Here is an 18,800-nt window from a genome sequence, read left to right as displayed (position 1 = left end):
GACACCTATCAATATGAAATAATTAATTACTACATAATTAATAGATATCTAAGCAAAGCCAAATAGACTTTATCGTCGTATAGCTTACGCTACAAATGCAACGATTTCACCACCGATACCAGCAGCACGTGCAGCACGATCACTCATGATGCCTTGGCTGGTAGAAACGATAGCAACACCCATACCCTGCTTAACAGTGGGGATAGCGTCTTTACCGCGATGCTGGCGTAAACCAGGACGGCTAAAACGTTGGATGGTTTCGATAACCGGCTTACCTTCGAAATATTTCAATTCAATAGATAAGGTAGCTTTGTTATTTGCTTCTTCAGTAACAACAGCATTTGCTACAAAGCCTTCGTTAACCAATAAATCAGCAATTGATTTACGTAGTTTTGAGCTTGGCATTGCTACAGAAACTTTATTAGCCATTTGTGCGTTACGAATACGGGTTAGCATATCCCCAACTGTATCTTGCATACTCATGTAGTTACCCCTTACCAGCTAGCTTTACGAACACCAGGCACATCGCCTTGCATGACACGCTCACGTAACATATTACGTGATAAGCCAAACTTGCGGAAATAGCCATGAGGACGACCAGTGATAGCACAACGATTACGTAAACGTACTGGAGATGAGTTGCGTGGTAGGGCTTGTAGCTCTAACATCGCATCCATACGCGCTTCGTCAGTTGCATTAATATCACTGATAGTTTCTTTTAGCTTAATACGCTTCTCTGCATATTTAGCAACTGTTTTTTCGCGCTTCAATTCGCGATTAATCATGCTTTTCTTTGCCATAACGTCTTTACCTTATTTAAATGGGAAGCCGAATGCTTTAAGTAACGCACGACCTTCATCATCATTAGCTGCTGACGTGGTAATGGTCACATCCATACCGCGGATACGATCAATTTTATCGAAGTCTACTTCTGGGAATACAATTTGCTCTTTGATACCCAATGAGTAGTTCCCACGGCTGTCAAAAGCTTTAGGTGAAAAACCACGGAAGTCACGAATACGAGGAATTGCAACGGCAATGAGACGATCTAAAAATTCGTACATTTGCTCGCCACGTAGCGTTACTTTACAGCCGATTGGCCATTCTTCACGAATCTTGAAGCCAGCAATTGATTTGCGCGCTTTGGTTACTACAGGTTTTTGACCAGCGATAGCGGTCATATCAGCTACAGCACCTTCAAGCAATTTCTTGTCTTGAGACGCGCCGCCTACACCCATATTAAGTGTGATTTTAGTGATTTTAGGCACTTGCATCACATTGTCTAAACCAAGCTCTTCTTTGATCTGCTGCTTTAGTTCGTTGTTATATAAAGATCTTAATCTTGCCATTACCATTACACCCTTAGTGTCTTACGCAGTCGCCACAACTTCACCATTTGAGCGGTAAACACGGTTTTTAACGCCGTCTTCGCCAGTCTGGTAAGATATACGGTCTGCTTTTTGGGTTTGCGCATTTAGAATTGCGACATTTGAGATATGCAGGAAAGCTTCTTGCTTAAGAATGCCGCCTTCAACGCCAGTTGCCTGATTTGGCTTCTGGTGTTTAGTGACAATATTAATGCCTTCAACTTTGATGCGATCGTTTTTTACGGCTTGAACAGTGCCTTGCTTGCCTTTGTCTTTCCCAGCAATCACAATAACTGTATCGCCTTTTCGTAATTTAGCCATGGGTTACCTCACAATACTTCTGGTGCTAGGGATACAATTTTCATAAACTGATCACCACGTAGTTCACGAGTTACCGGTCCAAAAATACGAGTTGCAATCGGTGCTTTGTTTTGGTTCAACAATACCGCAGCATTGTCATCAAAACGTAAAACCGAACCATCAGGACGACGAACGCCTTTTTTGGTACGTACAACTACCGCATTCATCACATCGCCTTTTTTAACACGACCGCGAGGAATGGCTTCTTTAACCGTTACTTTAATGATGTCGCCGACTGATGCATAACGACGATGAGAGCCACCCAGTACTTTAATGCACTGAACTCGTCTTGCACCGCTATTATCTGCAACTTCCAGCATAGATTCAACCTGAATCATAGCGTTACTCCACACGTATGAGCAATAAAAGCCAGTTGCTGCCGCGAGCACAGTATGAGTCGGCGGCATTGTAGTAATAATAACCGCAGCTTACTCTTAATATATACCATATACGCTCGGCGCAATCAGCATTCTTAAAAAGGCGGACATTTTAACAGCTTCTAGCTTTTAATGCAATTTACTTAGATTTTCTCTACTTTTTCAACCACATCAACTAAAGTCCAAGACTTAGTTTTTGAGATTGGACGCGTTTCTTTGATGCGGACAAGGTCGCCTTGTTGGCAAACGTTATTCTCATCATGGGCTTTGATCTTAGTAGAACGACGAAGCTGCTTGCCATATAAAGGATGACGAACCAGACGCTCAATCAAAACCGTGATGGACTTGTCCATCTTGTCACTGACAACTCGGCCTGTCAGAACACTAGCATTGGTCGTTGCTTGATTGTTATCGCTCATGAGTCGCCTCGTTGTTTCTCGTTAATCAAAGTCTGAAGCTGAGCAATCGCACGACGATTGATACGCACTTCATGGGTACTCCCCAACTGACCAGTTGCTTTAGCCATACGAATACGGAAAGCATCAAGTTGCTTTTCATCAAGTAACTGAGTCAGTTCTTCTAATGATTTATCACGTAATTCACTGATCTTCATTACATTATCGTCCGCTTAACAATGGTAGTTTTAAAGGGCAATTTTGCTGCAGCAAGCGTTAAGGCTTCGCGAGCAAGCTCTTCTGAGACCCCTTCGAGTTCATATAGCATTTTACCAGGTTTGACTTCGCATACCCAATATTCTACAGGACCTTTACCTTTACCCATACGTACTTCTAAAGGTTTATTAGAAATAGGTTTGTCTGGGAAAACACGAATCCAAATCTTACCACCACGCTTAATTTTACGAGTAATGGTACGACGTGCTGCTTCAATTTGACGAGCAGTCATACGACCACGAGTCAAAGATTTTAGACCAATTTGTCCGAATGCAACGGTGCTTCCACGATGAGCGAGCCCTGTGTTACGACCTTTGTGCATTTTACGAAACTTGGTACGTTTTGGCTGTAACATAGTTTAACCTCTGTCTGTGTTTCGACGGTTTCCACCACGACCACGGCGTTTTGGCGCACGAGTCTGCTCTTCTTTGACGGGATTGTATACACTGTTCATACCGTCAAGGATTTCGCCACGGAAAATCCAAACTTTTACACCGATAGTGCCGTAAGTGGTTTCTGCACGTACTGACGCGTAGTCAATATCGGCACGTAACGTATGTAACGGCACACGACCTTCACGGTACCATTCAGTACGAGCAATCTCAGCACCGCCGAGACGGCCAGACAGCTCAACTTTAATACCTTTAGCACCAGAACGCATGCTGTTCTGTACCGCACGCTTCATTGCACGGCGGAACATAACACGGCGCTCAAGTTGGCTACCAATACCATCAGCTACCAAACGAGCATCAAGGTCAGGAGATGTGATTTCTTCAATGTTGACCTGAGCAGGTACGCCCATCATTTTGGTCAATTCTTTTTGAAGCTTCTCAATATCTTCGCCTTTTTTACCAATAACGATACCAGGACGCGCAGTAGCAATCGTGATTTTAGCAGCGCCAGTAGGACGCTCAATAGTGATATGACTGATCATAGCACTAGCTAGCTTCTTACGTAGATATTCACGTACACGAATATCGTTGATTAGGTATTCTGAGTATTGTTTTGGGCTAGCATACCAGTTTGCGTTATGCTTCTTGACAACACCAAGACGAATTCCGATTGGATGTACTTTTTGACCCATAGCTTATTCTCCTACCTTTATAGTGATGTGACAGGTACGCTTGCTGATACGGTCAGCGCGACCTTTAGCACGTGGTAGGATACGCTTTAGCGTGATGCCTTCATCAACAAAAATAGTAGCGACTTTTAGGCCGTCAATATCTAAGCCGTGATTATGCTCGGCATTAGCGATGGCTGAGTTAAGACATTTCTTAACAAAGACAGCGCCTTTTTTATTGCTATACGTCAGGATATCCAAAGCACGCTCAATAGATTTGCCACGAACTTCATCAGCAACGAGTCGAACTTTTTGTGCCGAAATGGCGGCACCGCGTAATTTTGCAGTTACTTCCATGGTGAGCACCTTATCTCTTAGCTTTTTTGTCAATGCCATGACCACGATACGTACGAGTCGGGGCAAATTCACCTAGTTTATGACCAACCATCTGCTCACTTACGATAACCGGTACGTGAGTACGGCCATTGTGAACGGATAAAGTTAGGCCAACCATTTGTGGCAGAATCATCGAACGGCGCGACCAAGTTTTAATTGGCTTGCGTGAGTTGGTGTCTAATGCATTCTCAACTTTAGCAAACAGGTGCGCGTCTATGAATGGACCTTTTTTCAATGAACGAGGCATGAAATTCTTCCTTTATTTCTTCTTGGCGCGACGGATGATCATACTGTCAGTACGCTTATTATGACGCGTTTTAAGTCCTTTAGACTTCTGACCCCAAGGGCTAGTAGGATGGCGACCTTTGTTACGACCTTCACCACCACCATGTGGGTGATCAACAGGGTTCATCGCCACACCACGAACTGATGGACGAATACCGCGCCAACGTGAAGCACCAGCTTTACCAAGTGATTTCAAGTTGTTTTCAGTGTTAGATACTTCACCAATAACGGCACGGCAATTAACGTGTACGCGACGAGTCTCGCCTGAACGTAAACGAATGATTGCGTAAATACCATCACGACCTAATAACTGAACGCTTGTACCCGCAGCGCGAGCAATCTGTGCACCTTTACCGATTTTAAGTTCGATATTGTGAATCACAGTACCCAATGGGATATTTTTAAGCGGTAAACAGTTACCTGGACGAATTGGTGATGCTTCACCTGACATTACTGTATCGCCAACTGCTTGTTTTTTAGCAGCAATGATATAACGACGTTCGCCATCAGCGTACTTAAGTAGCGCAATATGTGCAGTACGGTTAGGATCGTATTCAATACGCTCTACCGTTGCTGGAATATTGTCTTTCGTACGTTTGAAGTCAATAATACGATAATGTTGTTTATGACCGCCGCCAATATGACGAGTGGTGATACGACCATTATTATTACGACCACCTGTCTTGCTTTTTGATTCTAGAAGCGCTGCAAACGGACGACCTTTATATAGGTGCGGATGCACTACTTTTTCAACAAAACGACGGCCTGGTGATGTTGGCTTTGCTTTTACGATAGGCATGAGTGTTATCCTTATTCGTTGTTCGCTGTTTCACTAGTAGAAGCAGTCGTATTCGCGACCTCTTCACCAGCATCAGCCATTTGTACATCGTGACCAGCTTTTAAGGTGACATAGGCTTTTTTGTAGTCATTACGACGGCCGATGTTTTTACCAAAACGCTTTGTCTTACCTTTAACATTCAAAGTGTTTACTTTTAAAACTTCAACACCTTCAAACATCAGCTCAACTGCTTTTTTGACTTCAAGCTTAGTAGCATTAGAGTCAATTTTAAATACCTGCACGCCAAGTGAATCACCAAGCATTTGAGATTTTTCTGAGAATACAGGTCCTCTTAAGACCTGATAAAGTCTTGCGTTGTTCATGCTAGTGCTTCCTCAAATTGTTTCGCAGCTTCAACTGACATGATTACTTTATCAAAAGCAATCAAGCTCACTGGATCCACTTCACTTGTATCAAGTACATTGACATGTGGAATGTTGCGTGCCGCTAAGTATAAATTCTCATCAACTTCTTTGGTGATGATCAATGCACGTGGTGCATTCAATTCACTTAACTTCGCAATCAGCTCTTTAGTCTTAGGTGCAGAAATGGTCAATTCTTCAACCAAAATTAAACGCTCTTGGCGAATCAATTCGGCTAGAATGCACTGCATAGCACCGCGATACATTTTACGGTTAACTTTTTGTGACCAATCTTGTGGTTTCGCGGCAAATGCACGTCCGCCCCCACGCCAGATTGGGCTACGAATAGAACCTGCACGAGCGCGACCAGTACCTTTTTGGCGCCATGGCTTAATGCCACCGCCAGAAACTTCGGCACGGGTTTTTTGTGCACGTGTACCTTGGCGAGCACCAGCAAGATATGCGGTGACAACCTGATGCACTAGCGCTTCGTTGAATTCACGACCGAAAGCCGTATCAGAAAGCTCAACTGCCGCCCCTGTAACTGTTTTTAAATCCACGTTAATCCCCTTGCTTAGGCTTTGACTGACGGACGTACGATGACATCGCCACCGGTGGCACCTGGGATAGCACCCTTGATGACAATTAACCCTTTTTCAACATCAACCGATATCACTTCTAGGCCTTGAACGGTAACGCGTTTGTTACCCATCTGACCAGGCATTTTTTTGCCTTTGAAGACTTTACCTGGTGACTGATTCTGACCAGTCGAACCAATGGCACGGTGAGATACTGAGTTACCATGGGTGGCATCTTGCATGCTAAAGTTGTGACGCTTTACGCCGCCTTGAAAGCCTTTACCTTTACTATTACCTGTGACATCAACCATCTGACCTTGTTCGAACAAGTCAGCTAGGATCTCACCGCCAATTTCACGACCTTCAAGATCGCTATCATTGGCACGAAATTCCCAAACACCACGACCAGCTGCAACGCCAGCTTTAGCGAAGTGACCTTTTTGTGCGGCTGTTACGCGGCTGTCACGACGGGTACCTGTGGTAACTTGAATGGCTTGATAGCCATCTACATCAGTATTTTTTACTTGAGTAATGCGGTTCGCACTGATCTCAACTACTGTTACAGGGATAGATGCGCCTGCTTCAGTGAAGACACGGGTCATGCCGCATTTTTTACCGACTAAACCAATCGCCATTTTAAACCTCTTTATATCTTCTATTAATGGTTTGGGTGTTTAATGTGCATTAACCCAAAGCAATTTGAACGTCAACACCCGCCGCTAAATCTAACTTCATTAACGCGTCCACAGTTTTGTCAGTAGGCTGAACGATATCAACCATGCGCTTGTGAGTACGGATTTCGTACTGGTCACGAGCGTCTTTATTGACGTGTGGTGAGGTTAGGACGTTGAAACGCTCAATACGAGTCGGCAACGGTACAGGACCACAAACTTGCGCACCGGTGCGCTTTGCTGTATCAACGATCTCTTGTGCTGACTGATCAATTAAGCGATGATCAAAAGACTTAAGACGGATACGGATTCTCTGGTTAGCCATGCCAGCAAGCTCCTAATATGTGCTTTTGCCATCTTTGCAGTGCAATATGATGACTAAAAGCCGTTTGGTTAAAGATTCACTTCAAGTGGCTTCTATTCTTTATCAGAATCTATTCTCTAGGAGAACCAGCAGCGTACTAAAAGCGAAATAATTTAAAGCCCCGCAGACCTTCCGTATTTATATGGATGTCAGCAGAAGCATAATGAAATAGTGCCAGAAACGATGCTCTAGCTGTCATAGCGCTAACGGTTGTACCGCGCGCTTATAATTCAGTAGGGTATATTATACATAACATTTCGCTGATTGCAAGGCTAATATCAGGGCAGAACGATGGCTCATAATAGGTAGGAGCGGTAATCACAGTTTAACTATGTCTGAAGCAGGATACTATAAATAGGTTGGCATCATGTATTATAGATAAATCAACAATGCTTTATTAACGTTGCCCTACTCCAGCTGACTTTGATACCTATGAGAAAATATGTGATAAATACGAAATAGTGTCCATTTATAATTTGCTCCGTTTAATCGCTGGGCGCCTTAGCACTGTTTTTAATCTAACACAATATCGTATTGCTCTTGGGTATATAAACTTTCAACTTCAAAGGTAATCACTCGACCTAACAGATACTCTAAATCGGCGACGGTATCCGCTTCCGAGGTGAGTAACAAGTCAATGACCGCGGCATGAGCCACGACCGTGAATTTTTTAGGCGAATTATAAGTACGGGCACAGCGCATGATTTCACGGAATATTTCAAAGCAGACGGTTTCCGCTGTTTTGACAAAACCGCGACCTTGACAGGTAGAGCACGGCTCACATAATTGCTGCCCCAGCGATTCGCGGGTACGCTTACGGGTCATCTCAACCAAGCCCAGCTCACTCACTTGAGTAATATTAGACTTGGCGTAATCTTGGGCTAATTGTGCTTGCAGACTTTCTAAAACATCATCTTTATGCGGTTGCTCTAACATATCAATAAAATCTAGAATGATAATCCCGCCTAGATTACGCAGTCGTAGCTGACGCGCTATCGCATGAGTGGCTTCTAAGTTGGTCTTATAAACAGTGTCTTCTAAGGAGCGACCACCGACGAAAGAGCCGGTATTGACATCAATAGTGGTCATAGCTTCGGTTTGATCAATGATTAAATAACCACCAGATTTGAGATCCACTCGGCGCTTTAGTGCATCACTTAAATCGTCTTCAACGCGGTGCACATCGAACAAGGCAGGCTCAGCGGTATAATGGACAATCCGATCATAGACAAAAGGCACAAACTCTTTGGCAAACGCTCTTACTTCAGTATAGATTTTTTCATTATCAATAATAACCTTTTCAGTATTACCATGAACCAAGTCGCGAATAGAGCGTAAGGGCAAGGACAACTCTTGGTAAATGAGCTCCGAGCTTCTTTGGTGATTTATTTCTTGACGGCGGGCGCAGATAGTACGCCACAGTTGCACAAGATAATAGATGTCCTCTTCAAGCTTATCTACCGGTACGCGCTCAGCCGCCGTTCGGGCAATTAATCCGCCTTTTAAGTTGACAGTCTGCATGAGGCTCGTCAGTTCAGTCTTTAAGCGGGTGCGTTCTTCATCCCCATCAATCCGCTGTGAGATACCAATATGGTCGCTTGACGGTAAGTAGACCAGATAACGGGATGGCAAAGAGATATTGGTAGTAAGACGTGCGCCCTTACTACCCAACTGATCTTTGGTGACTTGGACAAGAATGCGCTGACTTTCATGAAGTCTGTGCTGAATTAAACTTTTACCTGAGGTCGTTACGGTGCTAATCGTCGTGACAACATCAGTAGTTTGAGCACTCACGACGGGCGGAGTTACAGCTAGGTCGGTATCCAAGATAACAGCTGCCGTTTCCTCTGTGATGTCTGTTTCTGCTGTGATGTTTACAAATTTTGCCTTTTTATTGACCACAGGACGCGGTTCACGCTGCATGTCATTAACATGTAAAAATGCGGTGCGCGATTGTCCAATATCAACGAACGCTGCCTGCATACCCGGCAGCACACGTACCACGGTACCCAAATAGATATTACCTACCAAGCCCAGTTTATGGTGGCGCTCAATATAAATCTCGCCCAATACACCATTATCTAAAACTGCCACACGGGATTCCATCGGACTGACATTAATCAGCAGCTCTTCAGACATAGTGCTTCTTCTCTTGTTATAGTTTTATCAATATAGGTGCTATTAAAGGGGTTTCTTTACGGTATGACTGTGTATTACTTAACGCATTATTTTACCGAGCTACCATTATATTTAACGATTGATACTAGTAACATAATAGCAGTCATAAGTGCAGCTTAGTGTAGCAAACGCGCCATAACTGTACTTACTATCCTGCTGTGACATTATGTATCTGCACAGCTTAAGGCGTTCAGTATACTCTCACACTCGTGGTGAGCGTGTTGTACTAAGGCTAAGGTTTGCGCTAAGGGTAGACCAACAACATTGGTATAGCTGCCATTAATGCGCGTTACCCATGCTGCTGCTAAACCTTGAATACCATAACCGCCTGCTTTATCAGCAGGTTCACCAGTATTCCAATATGCTGCCATCATCTCTGTGGTTAGTGGTACAAAGGTAACATCGGTACGTTCAATAATATGTTGTTGCCAGATGATTGGCAATGCGCCCTTATCAACACCGTTATCATTAGTATATTCATTATCGTTATCAACACTACATCTAGCCAGCACAGTTGCTTGTACTGCTGTCCATACTTGATGCGTGCTGTCAGACATTTGCTGCCACATGCTGTAGGCGTGTTCGCGATCTGTGGGCTTGACCAAAACGGTTTTGCCATCTGGTAGTACACCAATGGTGTCCGCGGTCAAGATAAGTAGCGGTGAATAATGGGTATCTAACGATAGACAAGGCTTTGATTGAGAGCTGCCCCACTCTGCCTGTAATTGAGAAACGGTTGCCTCAGCTTTGGTTACTACCATCCGCTGGATATAATCTTGGGGACTTTCATGTTGATGGGGCGTTTCATCGATATCAACGCTCATGATAGTGAAATCGAGCTGGGCGCTGGTCAAGAGTTCGCGGCGGCGCGGTGAACCAGAAGCCAGTAGGATATCCATAATGACTCTCTTTTATCTTGTTTGGTAAATAATACAACAGTTAAAAGGGTGATTTATCAGTTAATAAATATCTTAATAAGATAGTGACTTACATGTTAATGATAAAAAGCTTCTAAAAGCAAAATGTTTAATTGATGGTGAGCTAATCAGCGAAAACGACGCAACAGCAGCAGTACTAGTGGCCAGCTGACTATACTCACCAGCAAGGGCAACGCTGATGGAGTTGCCGCAGTATTTTGCAGCATCGGCAGTAACAACCATAGGCAGAGCTGATAACTCAACAGTCCTACTGCCGCCATCAACCACGCTGTCCCTATTGCTAATGACTTTAGCTGCCTGCTCATTAGGTTCATAACCAATACCACCATCACTGCTGCAAAGGTATGCAGACCCAAGCGGCTGTCCATCAACAAGTCAATAATAATACCAATAGCAAATGCCGTCTTTAGTCCAACATAGCGGGCTTGAAATATCAGCCAAAAAATCAGTACCATTACCATCAGCATGGGGCGCAGCATCGCAACGCTAGGACTGAGTGGATAAACACTAAGCGATGAAGCGATGATAAAACTTAGAAAAATAACGCTGAATAAAAAATCAGTGCTGTACTCAGAGTGAGCATGCGCCATAACTATGTGCCTTAACAATGTGCTTTAACGGCTTGCTTTAATTACTTGCTTGGACAAAGATAATGTAGCAGCTATCGTAGTGGATGTTTACCTCGTAACCGAGCTAGGAATTTATTCAGTTACTTGATCAGTAGCTGCTACTGGCTTAGGTTGTAAAATCAGCACGTAGGCATTATTCATAAAGTTAGCCGCTGGCGTCACCTCGATGGTTCTAAAATTGTCCGCTTGGGTGTCTTTAACCCGAGCAATACGTCCAATTTGGTAGCCCGCCGGCATACGTCCGCCAAGCCCTGACGATATCAGCTCATCACCCACACGTATATCTGAGCTTTTAAACACATAGTTGAGCCTTAAAGCCGTTGGTATTCCTTTACCAGTGACGATACCGCGCTGACCGGTACGCTTGACCATCACTGCTACCGACTGCTGCTCGTCTGTGATTAACATCAAGCGACTGGTATTGGGATAAACGGTGATAATTTGCCCAAGAATACCTGACTCATCAATGACCGTTTGCCCAACTTTCACCCCGTCTTGTGCACCTTTATTCAGCACCACAATTTGTTTAAGTGGATTAGTATCCGTCCCAATCGTTTGAGCTAAATGTAAGGTAAATTGTTCAGGAATGGTAGTCGATAACATCGCTTGCAAACGGGTGTTTTCTGCCACGATATAATCTTGCTGTTGCAGTTTGGCATCGGCATGCAGCAATTGCGCTTTAAGCTGCACATTTTCGCGACGTAATGCTTCTTTTGACACCGTACGCCCACTTGCCCAGTGGGTTGCTTGACTGGGTAAGAGTGACAACTCATAAATCGGCTGGAGCGCCGCCTGACTGATATGACGAACAGGCGCAAACCATGTGGGGTTTTTATAATCCATCCACATCACAATCACCGCCACCACTAAGGCGATAGCAATCATACGCAGAGATAATGGCTGGCGGGCAAACATACTTGGCGTCATAAAGGTTCTAATAGGTCGATGTGCAGTGCGCGTATAGTAATAATGTTCATAGTGCCTAATATTCAGACAACCTTTTAAACAAAAATGGTACTAAGAGTTCTATTATCAATAAAGCTAAGCGCCATACCAGCACCGCGACTGACGCACGTTAATGGATCTTCAGCAACGCTCACCGGTAAGCCTGTCTCCTTAGAGATAAAGGTATCCAAGTCGCGCAGCAATGCGCCGCCGCCCGTTAAGACAATACCACGCTCGGCAATATCTGACGATAATTCAGGTGGCGTGTCCTCTAATGCAGATTTAATGGCATTAATAATACTGTTTAAAGGCTCACGCAATGCACTATGAATGTCCGCAGAATTGACCATTAATGTTTTGGGCATACCGTCTGCAATACTACGTCCGCGAACTTCCACTTCTATTTGCTGGCGCTCATCATTAATCGCAGTGCCGACTTCTTGCTTGACACGCTCAGCTGTGGTTTCGCCAATCACGCAGCCATGATTACGGCGCACATAACTAATAATCGCCTCATCAAACATATCGCCGCCGATACGAATAGACTGCGCATACACACAACCGGATAGAGCAATCACTGCAATTTCTGTCGTGCCGCCACCAATATCAACCACCATTGAGCCACTGGCATCATGAACCGGCAAGCCTGCGCCAATCGCTGCTGCCATTGGTTCTTCTAATAACAACACTCGACTTGCCCCTGCCGATAATACCGCGGCACGAATGGCTTTGCGCTCAATCATCGTTGACTTGTAAGGCACACAAACCACGACTTTGGGCTGCGCTAAAAAACGCTTGGCTTTTACTTTAGCAATAAAGTGCCTGAGCATCTGCTGAGTCACATCAAAGTCAGAAATCACCCCATCTTTTAACGGTCGAATGGTAGTGATATTGGCTGGGGTACGCCCAAGCATTTGCTTGGCATCAACGCCAACGGCAGCAACCACAGGGTTTTGCATTGGCTGAGTGCGTAGGGCAACGACCGTCGGTTCGTTCAACACGATACCTTTATTGGGAATAAAGATAAGGGTATTGGCAGTACCAAGGTCGATTGCGATATTATTTGATAAAAATCCAAATAGGTTCATGACTAATGTATCCAGCGACTTGCACATAAGGCGAATGAGAGATTTGAGCATTACCCGTCAGCAGAGATTAAGATGGCGCTATATTTATCGTTGCCATACTCGACCTGCCTGACCCATTGAACCTAAACGATAATGCTAAAAATGGGCTAAATTATACCGACTTAGGGCACAAAAACATAGGTCTTTACCCAGCGAAGCCACGTTACTTTTTATAAACGTCCCCATTAATCATAAAATGCTTATTAGTGTAAGCTCGTAAAATTGAGTAGCATTCCATCATTTTACTAAGAACTTGATTTACCTATTAAAATAGCAAAGCTCAGCTCGTGCCTCTTCACTGCTATGTCAAGTTGAGGCTGCTATAAGGTTGACGGTTTGTGCAGCAATCGTACGTCGCACTCTGTAAACTTGGGTCAGATGCTTTATAATAAGTTATTAATCGTTTTAAAGTGGTTATGAACTGATAAACAGCTTTAGCTTTGTAGAATATTTTTGTGCCACATTCTAAGTTCAAATTCTAATAAATACTGTCCTACAGTGGAGAAATTATGTCACAACAACCGTCAACGACTGACAGTAGTGTTAGCCGTCAAGAAATCCTCGAAGTTGCCAATTTAGCCAGATTGGGTGTCGATATAGATACGGCTGATAGTTATGCCAGTGATATCAGCAAGGTATTAGAATTGATGCATACCTTAGCAGGTGTAGATACTAGCGAACTGACCCCATTGGCAAATATTCATGAAGCTTGCCAAGAGCTGCGCGCAGACGTCGCCAAACATGATATTAATCGCGAACGTAATCAGTCGATGGCACCAGCGGTTGAGCAAGGCTTGTACTTAGTACCGCAAGTGATTGAGTAACCAATCACTAATCTCACCTCCTTTTAGTCTTATCTTATGCAGTTAACATTTTGACGGACGACCCCTTATGTCTGAGTTACATCATTTAAGTACCGAGCAGCTGATTACAGGCTTACAAGACAAACAATTTAGCAGCCTTGAACTGACTGACCATTTTATTAAGCGTATTGATGCGCTAGATGGCAAGATTAATAGCTTTATCACCCATACTTCTGAGACGGCACGTGCCCAAGCGCAAGCAGCAGATGAGATGCGCGCGCAAGGCGATATGCGTCCTCTGCTTGGTGTACCTATGGCGCATAAAGATATATTTTGTACCCAAGGTGTGTTGACTACATGTGGCTCAAAAATGCTGCATAACTTTATCTCGCCGTATGATGCGACCATCGTTACCAATATTGATAAAGCAGGCATGATTAGCCTTGGTAAGCTGAATATGGATGAGTTCGCAATGGGCTCTGATAATAGCAGCTCTTATTATGGGTCGGTGCAAAATCCGTGGAATCTTGAGCACGTACCGGGTGGCTCATCAGGTGGTAGTGCTGCCGCCGTCGCCGCTGGCTTTGTGCCCGTTGCAACCGCTAGTGATACAGGTGGCTCGATTCGTCAACCAGCATCGTTTTGTGGTTTAACCGGTATTAAACCCACTTATGGACGTATTTCACGCTTCGGGATGATTGCCTATGCATCAAGCCTTGACCAAGCAGGTAGTTTAGGGCGTAGTGCTAAAGACTGTGCTTATCTACTGCAACCGATGATTGGTCATGACCCACGTGATGCCACTTCTATTAAATATGATATGCCCGATTACGTTCAAGATATGAATGAAGCAGTGGCGAAAGCAGATGATAAACCATTTGCTGGATTGCGTATTGGCGTGGCAAAAGAATATTTCGGTGAAGGATTAAATACTGAAGTCAATGAGTTGGTACGCGCGGCATTACAGAAATATGAAGAACTTGGCGCAACGATTGTAGAAGTGAATATTACCGATCCTGAAATCACCCTTGCTACTTATTACATGCTTGCCCCTGCTGAAGCATCATCAAATCTATCGCGCTTTGATGGCGTACGCTTTGGCTATCGCTGTGAAAACCCAAAAGACTTAACCGACTTATATACGCGCTCACGCTCTGAAGGCTTCGGTCCTGAAGTACAGCGCCGTATCTTGATGGGTACTTATGCCCTATCCGCTGGTTACTTCGATGCCTATTACACCAAAGCGCAAAAAATTCGCCGTATTATTGTTAAAGACTTCGCCGATGCGTTTGCCCATTGTGATGTGATTGCCAGCCCAACTGTACCGACTGCAGCGTATAAGCTGAGCGAAAACTTAGATCCAGCGTCCATGTACCTAGGCGATGTGTATACGATTGGGGTAAACCTTGCGGGCTTACCTGCCCTTAGTCAGCCAGTCGGTTTGACAGCTAATGGCTTGCCTGTTGGTTTACAACTGATTGGTCAACATTGGTGTGAGAGCCAATTGCTCACCACCGCGCATTTGTTCCAGCAGCACACCGACCATCATCTACAACACTCTGCCATCGCCAAGGAGACGGTATAATGAGCACAGCAAATAGCACTAACCATACCGTGCGTCGCGAGCTATTCGTTGACGGCTATGAAGTGGTCATCGGCATCGAAATCCATTGCCAGCTGAATACAGAAAGTAAAATATTCTCAAGCGCCCCGACGGACTTTGGTCATGAGCCAAATAGCCAAGCCAGCATTGTTGACTTAGGATTACCGGGCGTTTTGCCTGTACTTAATGCCGGCGTGGTTGAACGAGCCCTCAAATTCGGCATTGGCGTTAATGCTGAGCTGGGTTTATTTAACACCTTTGATCGTAAAAACTACTTTTATCCTGATTTGCCAAAAGGCTATCAAATTACCCAAATGGCAAACCCTATCGTCGGTGAAGGTTATATCGATGTTGTGGTTAATGAAGGCGATAAAAACGAATATCCTAAACGTATGGGCATCACGCGCGCGCATTTAGAAGAAGATGCAGGCAAATCCGTTCATGATGCTGTCGAAGGTATGACTGGTGTCGATCTTAACCGCGCTGGCACACCTTTGATTGAAATCGTCTCTGAGCCGGATATGCGTTCTGCTGCCGAGGCGCTTGCCTACATTAAAGCCATTCATCAGCTGGTCACTTGGCTTGGTATATCCGACGCGATTATGGCAGAAGGCTCATTCCGCTGTGATTGTAACGTCTCTATCCGCGAGCCTGGCGCTGAATTGGGCACACGTACTGAGTTAAAGAACTTAAACTCGTTCCGCAATATTGAACGCGCCATCAACCGCGAGATTGAGCGTCAAATCGACATCATCGAAGATGGTGGCAAAGTTCTGCAAGCAACGATGCTCTACGATCCAGAGCGCGATGAAACTCGTGTGATGCGTACCAAAGAAGACGCCAACGACTATCGCTATTTCCCTGACCCTGACTTGCTACCGGTGCGCATTGAACAGCATACAGTTGATAGCATTCGCGCAGCGATGCCTGAGCTACCAGTTGCTCGTCGCGCGCGTTTTGAAGAAGCATTTGGTCTATCAGAATACGACGCGCGTATCTTAACCGGCAGCCGTCAGCTTGCTGATTATTTTGAAGCCGTAGTTGCTGAAATTGGTCAACAAGATGCGAAGATGGCGGCTAACTGGGTCATGGGCGACTTGCTTGGGGCGTTAAATAAGGACGATACCGATATCATCAACTCGCCCATTAGCGCCATACAATTGGCAAATATGCTCAAACGTATCAATGATGACACCCTATCAGGTAAGCTTGCCAAAAAAGTCTTTAGCGCTTTATACGAACGTGCAGGCGGTGATGCTGATGACGCCGCTGATCAGATTATTGAAACTCAAGGTCTAAAGCAAGAAACCGATACAGGCGCAATCAAAGCCATCGTTGAAGAGGTCATCGCTAAGAATGCAGTGATGGTCGAAGAATATCGCGGCGGTAAAGAAAAAGCCTTTAACGGTCTGGTCGGTCAAGTGATGAAAGCCAGTCGCGGTAGTGCCAATCCACAACAGGTCAATCAAATCTTAAAAGAGCTGTTGGGTTAAGTAAATAAAGTTAACAATAAATACTGACTATTGAACGTAAACATTCAGCAATAAACATAGGCAACAATTAACCCTTGCAATACGTACGATTTTGCGTAAAATAGTCAGTCATTCGGGGCGTAGCGCAGTCTGGTAGCGCACTACACTGGGGGTGTAGGGGTCGCAGGTTCGAATCCTGCCGTTCCGACCAAAGACAGAAGTAAGAATAAGGTCAACTATTATTTATAATGGTTGACCTTTTTTTTGGGTTAGAATTGAAGAAAATTAGCAAGGCTAGGATTAATTGTCCGAACGATAGCTATTCATACATTTATGCTGTCACTGCTTTGTACTTACTTTGATTTAAGGGTGTAGGGGTGTGAATTGTGAGTCATAATGATATAGCATTAAGCTTTGATACAGCAGAATATTACAATCTACAAGAAGCTTGCGACTACTTAAACAGAAAATTTGAAACCGATAACATAACGCCAAAAAAACTACTTAAAAGAATTTATGAGTTTGATTTAGACGCTTACGTTTATGGTAGAGGGTTTTATTTAATGGGAAGTCATTACCTCGATGAAGACAAGTTAGACTTTTTAGATGAATTAGACAAAGACAGTGAAGACTATCAAATCTACACAACACAAATAGACGCATATTTGTTTTTTTGCGATGTAAAGCCCTCGCTAACTTGTAAAGAATTAGGCGTTTTTATCCAGCTAAGCCACAGAATGATTAGCAACCTACTTCTATTGGAGCGAACTGAAATTAGTGACGAATGGGCAGATATTGAGGGATTATTACCACATAATAGACTAAACGCTAATCCAACAGACGTAGAAGAGTTTCTTTTGCCTAGTGACAGACCTAGCACATATAAAGGTCAAGATTATAACTTTGATAAAATCAAAGTAGTAGAAAGCAGGTATCAGCCGATATTACCTAAAGAAAGCATCGAAGAGTACGGACTTGAAAAAGCACTATCAAGAATTAATATGAAGGTATTGGATTATTATCATTTAGAAGATTATCAAATAGAATATTACGAAGGGGTTAATAGTGCCTTTAATAACAAAGAAACGTACGCACTTAACCTAGAAGCAACGCCTGATGATATTTTGATTTTGCACAAGGATTTAGAGCTCTTAGTAAACCTTATTATTGAAAACAAACCACCAGCAGAAAAGCCAGAAATATTATTTAAGAAGAAAGGTGTTAGTCCAAAGTTACTAAAAGCAAAGATGATTGCTGATGCACATGCACAATACTTATGGTCAAAAGACCATGATAAAAAAATTAGAATTGGTGAAATGTGTGAGCTTGTATGGAGCTACCTAATTGATACGGGACATGGTGAAATGCTTCCTGAAAGAACAGCTACTTTAAAAAGCTGGCTTAGTTCTATACCTCAATATGCTAGTGAAGCTGGCAGACCACAATCATAACTTTAATATGCTTCAACCTATGTTTATGTATATTAAGCTAGGCTGAGGGAATTTTCTTAGTTAGACCATTCCCTTAACATAACCCATGTAAGCCGTAGCGCACTGTTACGGCATATCATGGAGCTATACCAATGACCCAACAAAACAAACCTGCCAAGCTAAAATTCTATAAATCCGCAAAATGGCAAATTAACGCCCTCACCTTTTTACTGCCTATTCTCATTCCGATACTGATAAACCCATCCACTCTTCATTTAAATATTTATATCATCACTACTATTTCGTAAAGATAATAGAACCTCATTTACCCTAACTCATACGTATG

Annotated in this window: 25 protein-coding genes and 1 tRNA gene; 5 read left to right on the top strand and 21 right to left on the bottom strand. The window is 43.8% G+C overall.

Features of this window, described 5'->3' with window-relative positions; genetic code table 11:
• Window positions 1-84 precede the first annotated feature (84 nt).
• The 21 genes from rpsH to H2245_RS08940 form a co-directional block, all read right to left on the bottom strand.
• Window positions 85-483 carry a 30S ribosomal protein S8 gene (gene rpsH / locus H2245_RS09040; RefSeq protein WP_182407061.1) on the bottom strand — a complete coding sequence of 133 codons (399 nt, stop codon included), beginning with the start codon at window positions 481-483 and terminating at the stop codon, window positions 85-87.
• 11 nt (window positions 484-494) lie between these two features.
• The gene (gene rpsN / locus H2245_RS09035; RefSeq protein WP_182407060.1) at window positions 495-800 is read right to left on the bottom strand and encodes a 30S ribosomal protein S14; all 306 of its coding nucleotides are present in this window, start codon (window positions 798-800) and stop codon (window positions 495-497) included.
• Between the two features lie 12 nt (window positions 801-812).
• Entirely contained in the window at window positions 813-1,349 is a 537-nt protein-coding gene (gene rplE / locus H2245_RS09030; RefSeq protein ID WP_182407059.1) for a 50S ribosomal protein L5, read from the bottom strand.
• Between the two features lie 21 nt (window positions 1,350-1,370).
• Entirely contained in the window at window positions 1,371-1,688 is a 318-nt protein-coding gene (gene rplX, locus H2245_RS09025) for a 50S ribosomal protein L24 (RefSeq protein WP_182407058.1), read from the bottom strand.
• Between the two features lie 8 nt (window positions 1,689-1,696).
• On the bottom strand, window positions 1,697-2,065 hold the full coding sequence (rplN, locus tag H2245_RS09020) for a 50S ribosomal protein L14 (protein WP_010196702.1): 369 nt from the start codon (window positions 2,063-2,065) through the stop codon (window positions 1,697-1,699).
• Window positions 2,066-2,247: 182 nt separating this feature from the next.
• A complete protein-coding gene (gene rpsQ / locus H2245_RS09015) occupies window positions 2,248-2,523 on the bottom strand; it encodes a 30S ribosomal protein S17 (RefSeq protein ID WP_011512856.1) in 276 nt (91 codons plus the stop codon).
• Window positions 2,520-2,717, bottom strand: coding sequence for a 50S ribosomal protein L29 (rpmC, locus tag H2245_RS09010; RefSeq protein WP_182407057.1), 198 nt, complete (start codon window positions 2,715-2,717; stop codon window positions 2,520-2,522). The genes rpsQ and rpmC overlap by 4 nt, the downstream gene beginning before the upstream one ends.
• Window positions 2,717-3,130 (bottom strand): 50S ribosomal protein L16, encoded by a 414-nt coding sequence (gene rplP, locus H2245_RS09005; RefSeq protein WP_182407056.1) that lies wholly within the window; start codon window positions 3,128-3,130, stop codon window positions 2,717-2,719. The genes rpmC and rplP overlap by 1 nt, the downstream gene beginning before the upstream one ends.
• A gap of 3 nt (window positions 3,131-3,133) precedes the next feature.
• Window positions 3,134-3,859 carry a 30S ribosomal protein S3 gene (gene rpsC, locus H2245_RS09000; RefSeq protein WP_182407055.1) on the bottom strand — a complete coding sequence of 242 codons (726 nt, stop codon included), beginning with the start codon at window positions 3,857-3,859 and terminating at the stop codon, window positions 3,134-3,136.
• 3 nt (window positions 3,860-3,862) lie between these two features.
• Complete coding sequence (gene rplV / locus H2245_RS08995) at window positions 3,863-4,192, bottom strand: 50S ribosomal protein L22 (protein ID WP_182407054.1); 330 nt, start codon at window positions 4,190-4,192, stop codon at window positions 3,863-3,865.
• 10 nt (window positions 4,193-4,202) lie between these two features.
• Complete coding sequence (rpsS, locus tag H2245_RS08990; protein WP_010196682.1) at window positions 4,203-4,478, bottom strand: 30S ribosomal protein S19; 276 nt, start codon at window positions 4,476-4,478, stop codon at window positions 4,203-4,205.
• A 12-nt stretch (window positions 4,479-4,490) separates the two neighbouring features.
• On the bottom strand, window positions 4,491-5,315 hold the full coding sequence (gene rplB / locus H2245_RS08985; RefSeq protein ID WP_182407053.1) for a 50S ribosomal protein L2: 825 nt from the start codon (window positions 5,313-5,315) through the stop codon (window positions 4,491-4,493).
• A gap of 11 nt (window positions 5,316-5,326) precedes the next feature.
• Complete coding sequence (gene rplW / locus H2245_RS08980) at window positions 5,327-5,677, bottom strand: 50S ribosomal protein L23 (RefSeq protein ID WP_182407052.1); 351 nt, start codon at window positions 5,675-5,677, stop codon at window positions 5,327-5,329.
• Entirely contained in the window at window positions 5,674-6,276 is a 603-nt protein-coding gene (gene rplD / locus H2245_RS08975; RefSeq protein WP_182407051.1) for a 50S ribosomal protein L4, read from the bottom strand. Before rplD ends, rplW begins: the two co-directional genes overlap by 4 nt.
• A gap of 14 nt (window positions 6,277-6,290) precedes the next feature.
• Window positions 6,291-6,929, bottom strand: coding sequence for a 50S ribosomal protein L3 (gene rplC / locus H2245_RS08970; RefSeq protein ID WP_182407050.1), 639 nt, complete (start codon window positions 6,927-6,929; stop codon window positions 6,291-6,293).
• 49 nt (window positions 6,930-6,978) lie between these two features.
• Window positions 6,979-7,290, bottom strand: a complete 312-nt coding sequence (gene rpsJ, locus H2245_RS08965) for a 30S ribosomal protein S10 (protein WP_010196670.1) — start codon at window positions 7,288-7,290, stop codon at window positions 6,979-6,981.
• Between the two features lie 552 nt (window positions 7,291-7,842).
• Window positions 7,843-9,468, bottom strand: a complete 1,626-nt coding sequence (locus H2245_RS08960; RefSeq protein ID WP_182407049.1) for an Rne/Rng family ribonuclease — start codon at window positions 9,466-9,468, stop codon at window positions 7,843-7,845.
• A gap of 203 nt (window positions 9,469-9,671) precedes the next feature.
• Entirely contained in the window at window positions 9,672-10,406 is a 735-nt protein-coding gene (locus H2245_RS08955) for a nucleoside triphosphate pyrophosphatase (RefSeq protein ID WP_182407048.1), read from the bottom strand.
• A gap of 146 nt (window positions 10,407-10,552) precedes the next feature.
• Window positions 10,553-11,035 (bottom strand): rod shape-determining protein MreD, encoded by a 483-nt coding sequence (gene mreD, locus H2245_RS08950; RefSeq protein WP_182407047.1) that lies wholly within the window; start codon window positions 11,033-11,035, stop codon window positions 10,553-10,555.
• A 111-nt stretch (window positions 11,036-11,146) separates the two neighbouring features.
• Window positions 11,147-12,001 carry a rod shape-determining protein MreC gene (gene mreC / locus H2245_RS08945; RefSeq protein WP_182407046.1) on the bottom strand — a complete coding sequence of 285 codons (855 nt, stop codon included), beginning with the start codon at window positions 11,999-12,001 and terminating at the stop codon, window positions 11,147-11,149.
• 74 nt (window positions 12,002-12,075) lie between these two features.
• Window positions 12,076-13,107, bottom strand: coding sequence for a rod shape-determining protein (locus H2245_RS08940; RefSeq protein ID WP_182407045.1), 1,032 nt, complete (start codon window positions 13,105-13,107; stop codon window positions 12,076-12,078).
• Between the two features lie 548 nt (window positions 13,108-13,655).
• Here H2245_RS08940 and gatC point away from each other — a divergent pair.
• The 5 genes from gatC (at window position 13,656) to H2245_RS08915 (ending at window position 18,475) form a co-directional block, all read left to right on the top strand.
• Window positions 13,656-13,970, top strand: coding sequence for an Asp-tRNA(Asn)/Glu-tRNA(Gln) amidotransferase subunit GatC (gatC, locus tag H2245_RS08935; RefSeq protein ID WP_182407044.1), 315 nt, complete (start codon window positions 13,656-13,658; stop codon window positions 13,968-13,970).
• A gap of 67 nt (window positions 13,971-14,037) precedes the next feature.
• A complete protein-coding gene (gene gatA / locus H2245_RS08930) occupies window positions 14,038-15,534 on the top strand; it encodes an Asp-tRNA(Asn)/Glu-tRNA(Gln) amidotransferase subunit GatA (protein WP_182407043.1) in 1,497 nt (498 codons plus the stop codon).
• Complete coding sequence (gene gatB, locus H2245_RS08925) at window positions 15,534-17,045, top strand: Asp-tRNA(Asn)/Glu-tRNA(Gln) amidotransferase subunit GatB (RefSeq protein WP_182407042.1); 1,512 nt, start codon at window positions 15,534-15,536, stop codon at window positions 17,043-17,045. The genes gatA and gatB overlap by 1 nt, the downstream gene beginning before the upstream one ends.
• A 113-nt stretch (window positions 17,046-17,158) precedes the next feature.
• A tRNA-Pro gene (locus tag H2245_RS08920) sits at window positions 17,159-17,235 on the top strand.
• A 175-nt stretch (window positions 17,236-17,410) separates the two neighbouring features.
• On the top strand, window positions 17,411-18,475 hold the full coding sequence (locus H2245_RS08915) for a hypothetical protein (protein ID WP_182407041.1): 1,065 nt from the start codon (window positions 17,411-17,413) through the stop codon (window positions 18,473-18,475).
• The last annotated feature ends 325 nt before the right edge of the window (window positions 18,476-18,800 follow it).

The organism is Psychrobacter sp. GP33 (genome assembly GCF_014119005.1).
Lineage (GTDB): Bacteria > Pseudomonadota > Gammaproteobacteria > Pseudomonadales > Moraxellaceae > Psychrobacter.
The sequence above is the reverse complement of the archived record's forward strand: the minus strand, read 5'-3'. Positions and strand labels throughout refer to the sequence as shown.

What these genes read in the sequence shown, in the direction of transcription:
- rpsH (WP_182407061.1), bottom strand. Translation starts at nt 483, where the DNA reads ATGAGTATGCAAGATACAGTTGGGGATATGCTAACCCGTATTCGTAAC.
- rpsN (WP_182407060.1), bottom strand. Translation starts at nt 800, where the DNA reads ATGGCAAAGAAAAGCATGATTAATCGCGAATTGAAGCGCGAAAAAACA.
- rplE (WP_182407059.1), bottom strand. Translation starts at nt 1,349, where the DNA reads ATGGCAAGATTAAGATCTTTATATAACAACGAACTAAAGCAGCAGATC.
- rplX (WP_182407058.1), bottom strand. Translation starts at nt 1,688, where the DNA reads ATGGCTAAATTACGAAAAGGCGATACAGTTATTGTGATTGCTGGGAAA.
- rplN (WP_010196702.1), bottom strand. Translation starts at nt 2,065, where the DNA reads ATGATTCAGGTTGAATCTATGCTGGAAGTTGCAGATAATAGCGGTGCA.
- rpsQ (WP_011512856.1), bottom strand. Translation starts at nt 2,523, where the DNA reads ATGAGCGATAACAATCAAGCAACGACCAATGCTAGTGTTCTGACAGGC.
- rpmC (WP_182407057.1), bottom strand. Translation starts at nt 2,717, where the DNA reads ATGAAGATCAGTGAATTACGTGATAAATCATTAGAAGAACTGACTCAG.
- rplP (WP_182407056.1), bottom strand. Translation starts at nt 3,130, where the DNA reads ATGTTACAGCCAAAACGTACCAAGTTTCGTAAAATGCACAAAGGTCGT.
- rpsC (WP_182407055.1), bottom strand. Translation starts at nt 3,859, where the DNA reads ATGGGTCAAAAAGTACATCCAATCGGAATTCGTCTTGGTGTTGTCAAG.
- rplV (WP_182407054.1), bottom strand. Translation starts at nt 4,192, where the DNA reads ATGGAAGTAACTGCAAAATTACGCGGTGCCGCCATTTCGGCACAAAAA.
- rpsS (WP_010196682.1), bottom strand. Translation starts at nt 4,478, where the DNA reads ATGCCTCGTTCATTGAAAAAAGGTCCATTCATAGACGCGCACCTGTTT.
- rplB (WP_182407053.1), bottom strand. Translation starts at nt 5,315, where the DNA reads ATGCCTATCGTAAAAGCAAAGCCAACATCACCAGGCCGTCGTTTTGTT.
- rplW (WP_182407052.1), bottom strand. Translation starts at nt 5,677, where the DNA reads ATGAACAACGCAAGACTTTATCAGGTCTTAAGAGGACCTGTATTCTCA.
- rplC (WP_182407050.1), bottom strand. Translation starts at nt 6,929, where the DNA reads ATGGCGATTGGTTTAGTCGGTAAAAAATGCGGCATGACCCGTGTCTTC.
- rpsJ (WP_010196670.1), bottom strand. Translation starts at nt 7,290, where the DNA reads ATGGCTAACCAGAGAATCCGTATCCGTCTTAAGTCTTTTGATCATCGC.
- H2245_RS08960 (WP_182407049.1), bottom strand. Translation starts at nt 9,468, where the DNA reads ATGTCTGAAGAGCTGCTGATTAATGTCAGTCCGATGGAATCCCGTGTG.
- H2245_RS08955 (WP_182407048.1), bottom strand. Translation starts at nt 10,406, where the DNA reads ATGGATATCCTACTGGCTTCTGGTTCACCGCGCCGCCGCGAACTCTTG.
- mreD (WP_182407047.1), bottom strand. Translation starts at nt 11,035, where the DNA reads ATGGCGCATGCTCACTCTGAGTACAGCACTGATTTTTTATTCAGCGTT.
- mreC (WP_182407046.1), bottom strand. Translation starts at nt 12,001, where the DNA reads ATGACGCCAAGTATGTTTGCCCGCCAGCCATTATCTCTGCGTATGATT.
- H2245_RS08940 (WP_182407045.1), bottom strand. Translation starts at nt 13,107, where the DNA reads ATGAACCTATTTGGATTTTTATCAAATAATATCGCAATCGACCTTGGT.
- gatC (WP_182407044.1), top strand. Translation starts at nt 13,656, where the DNA reads ATGTCACAACAACCGTCAACGACTGACAGTAGTGTTAGCCGTCAAGAA.
- gatA (WP_182407043.1), top strand. Translation starts at nt 14,038, where the DNA reads ATGTCTGAGTTACATCATTTAAGTACCGAGCAGCTGATTACAGGCTTA.
- gatB (WP_182407042.1), top strand. Translation starts at nt 15,534, where the DNA reads ATGAGCACAGCAAATAGCACTAACCATACCGTGCGTCGCGAGCTATTC.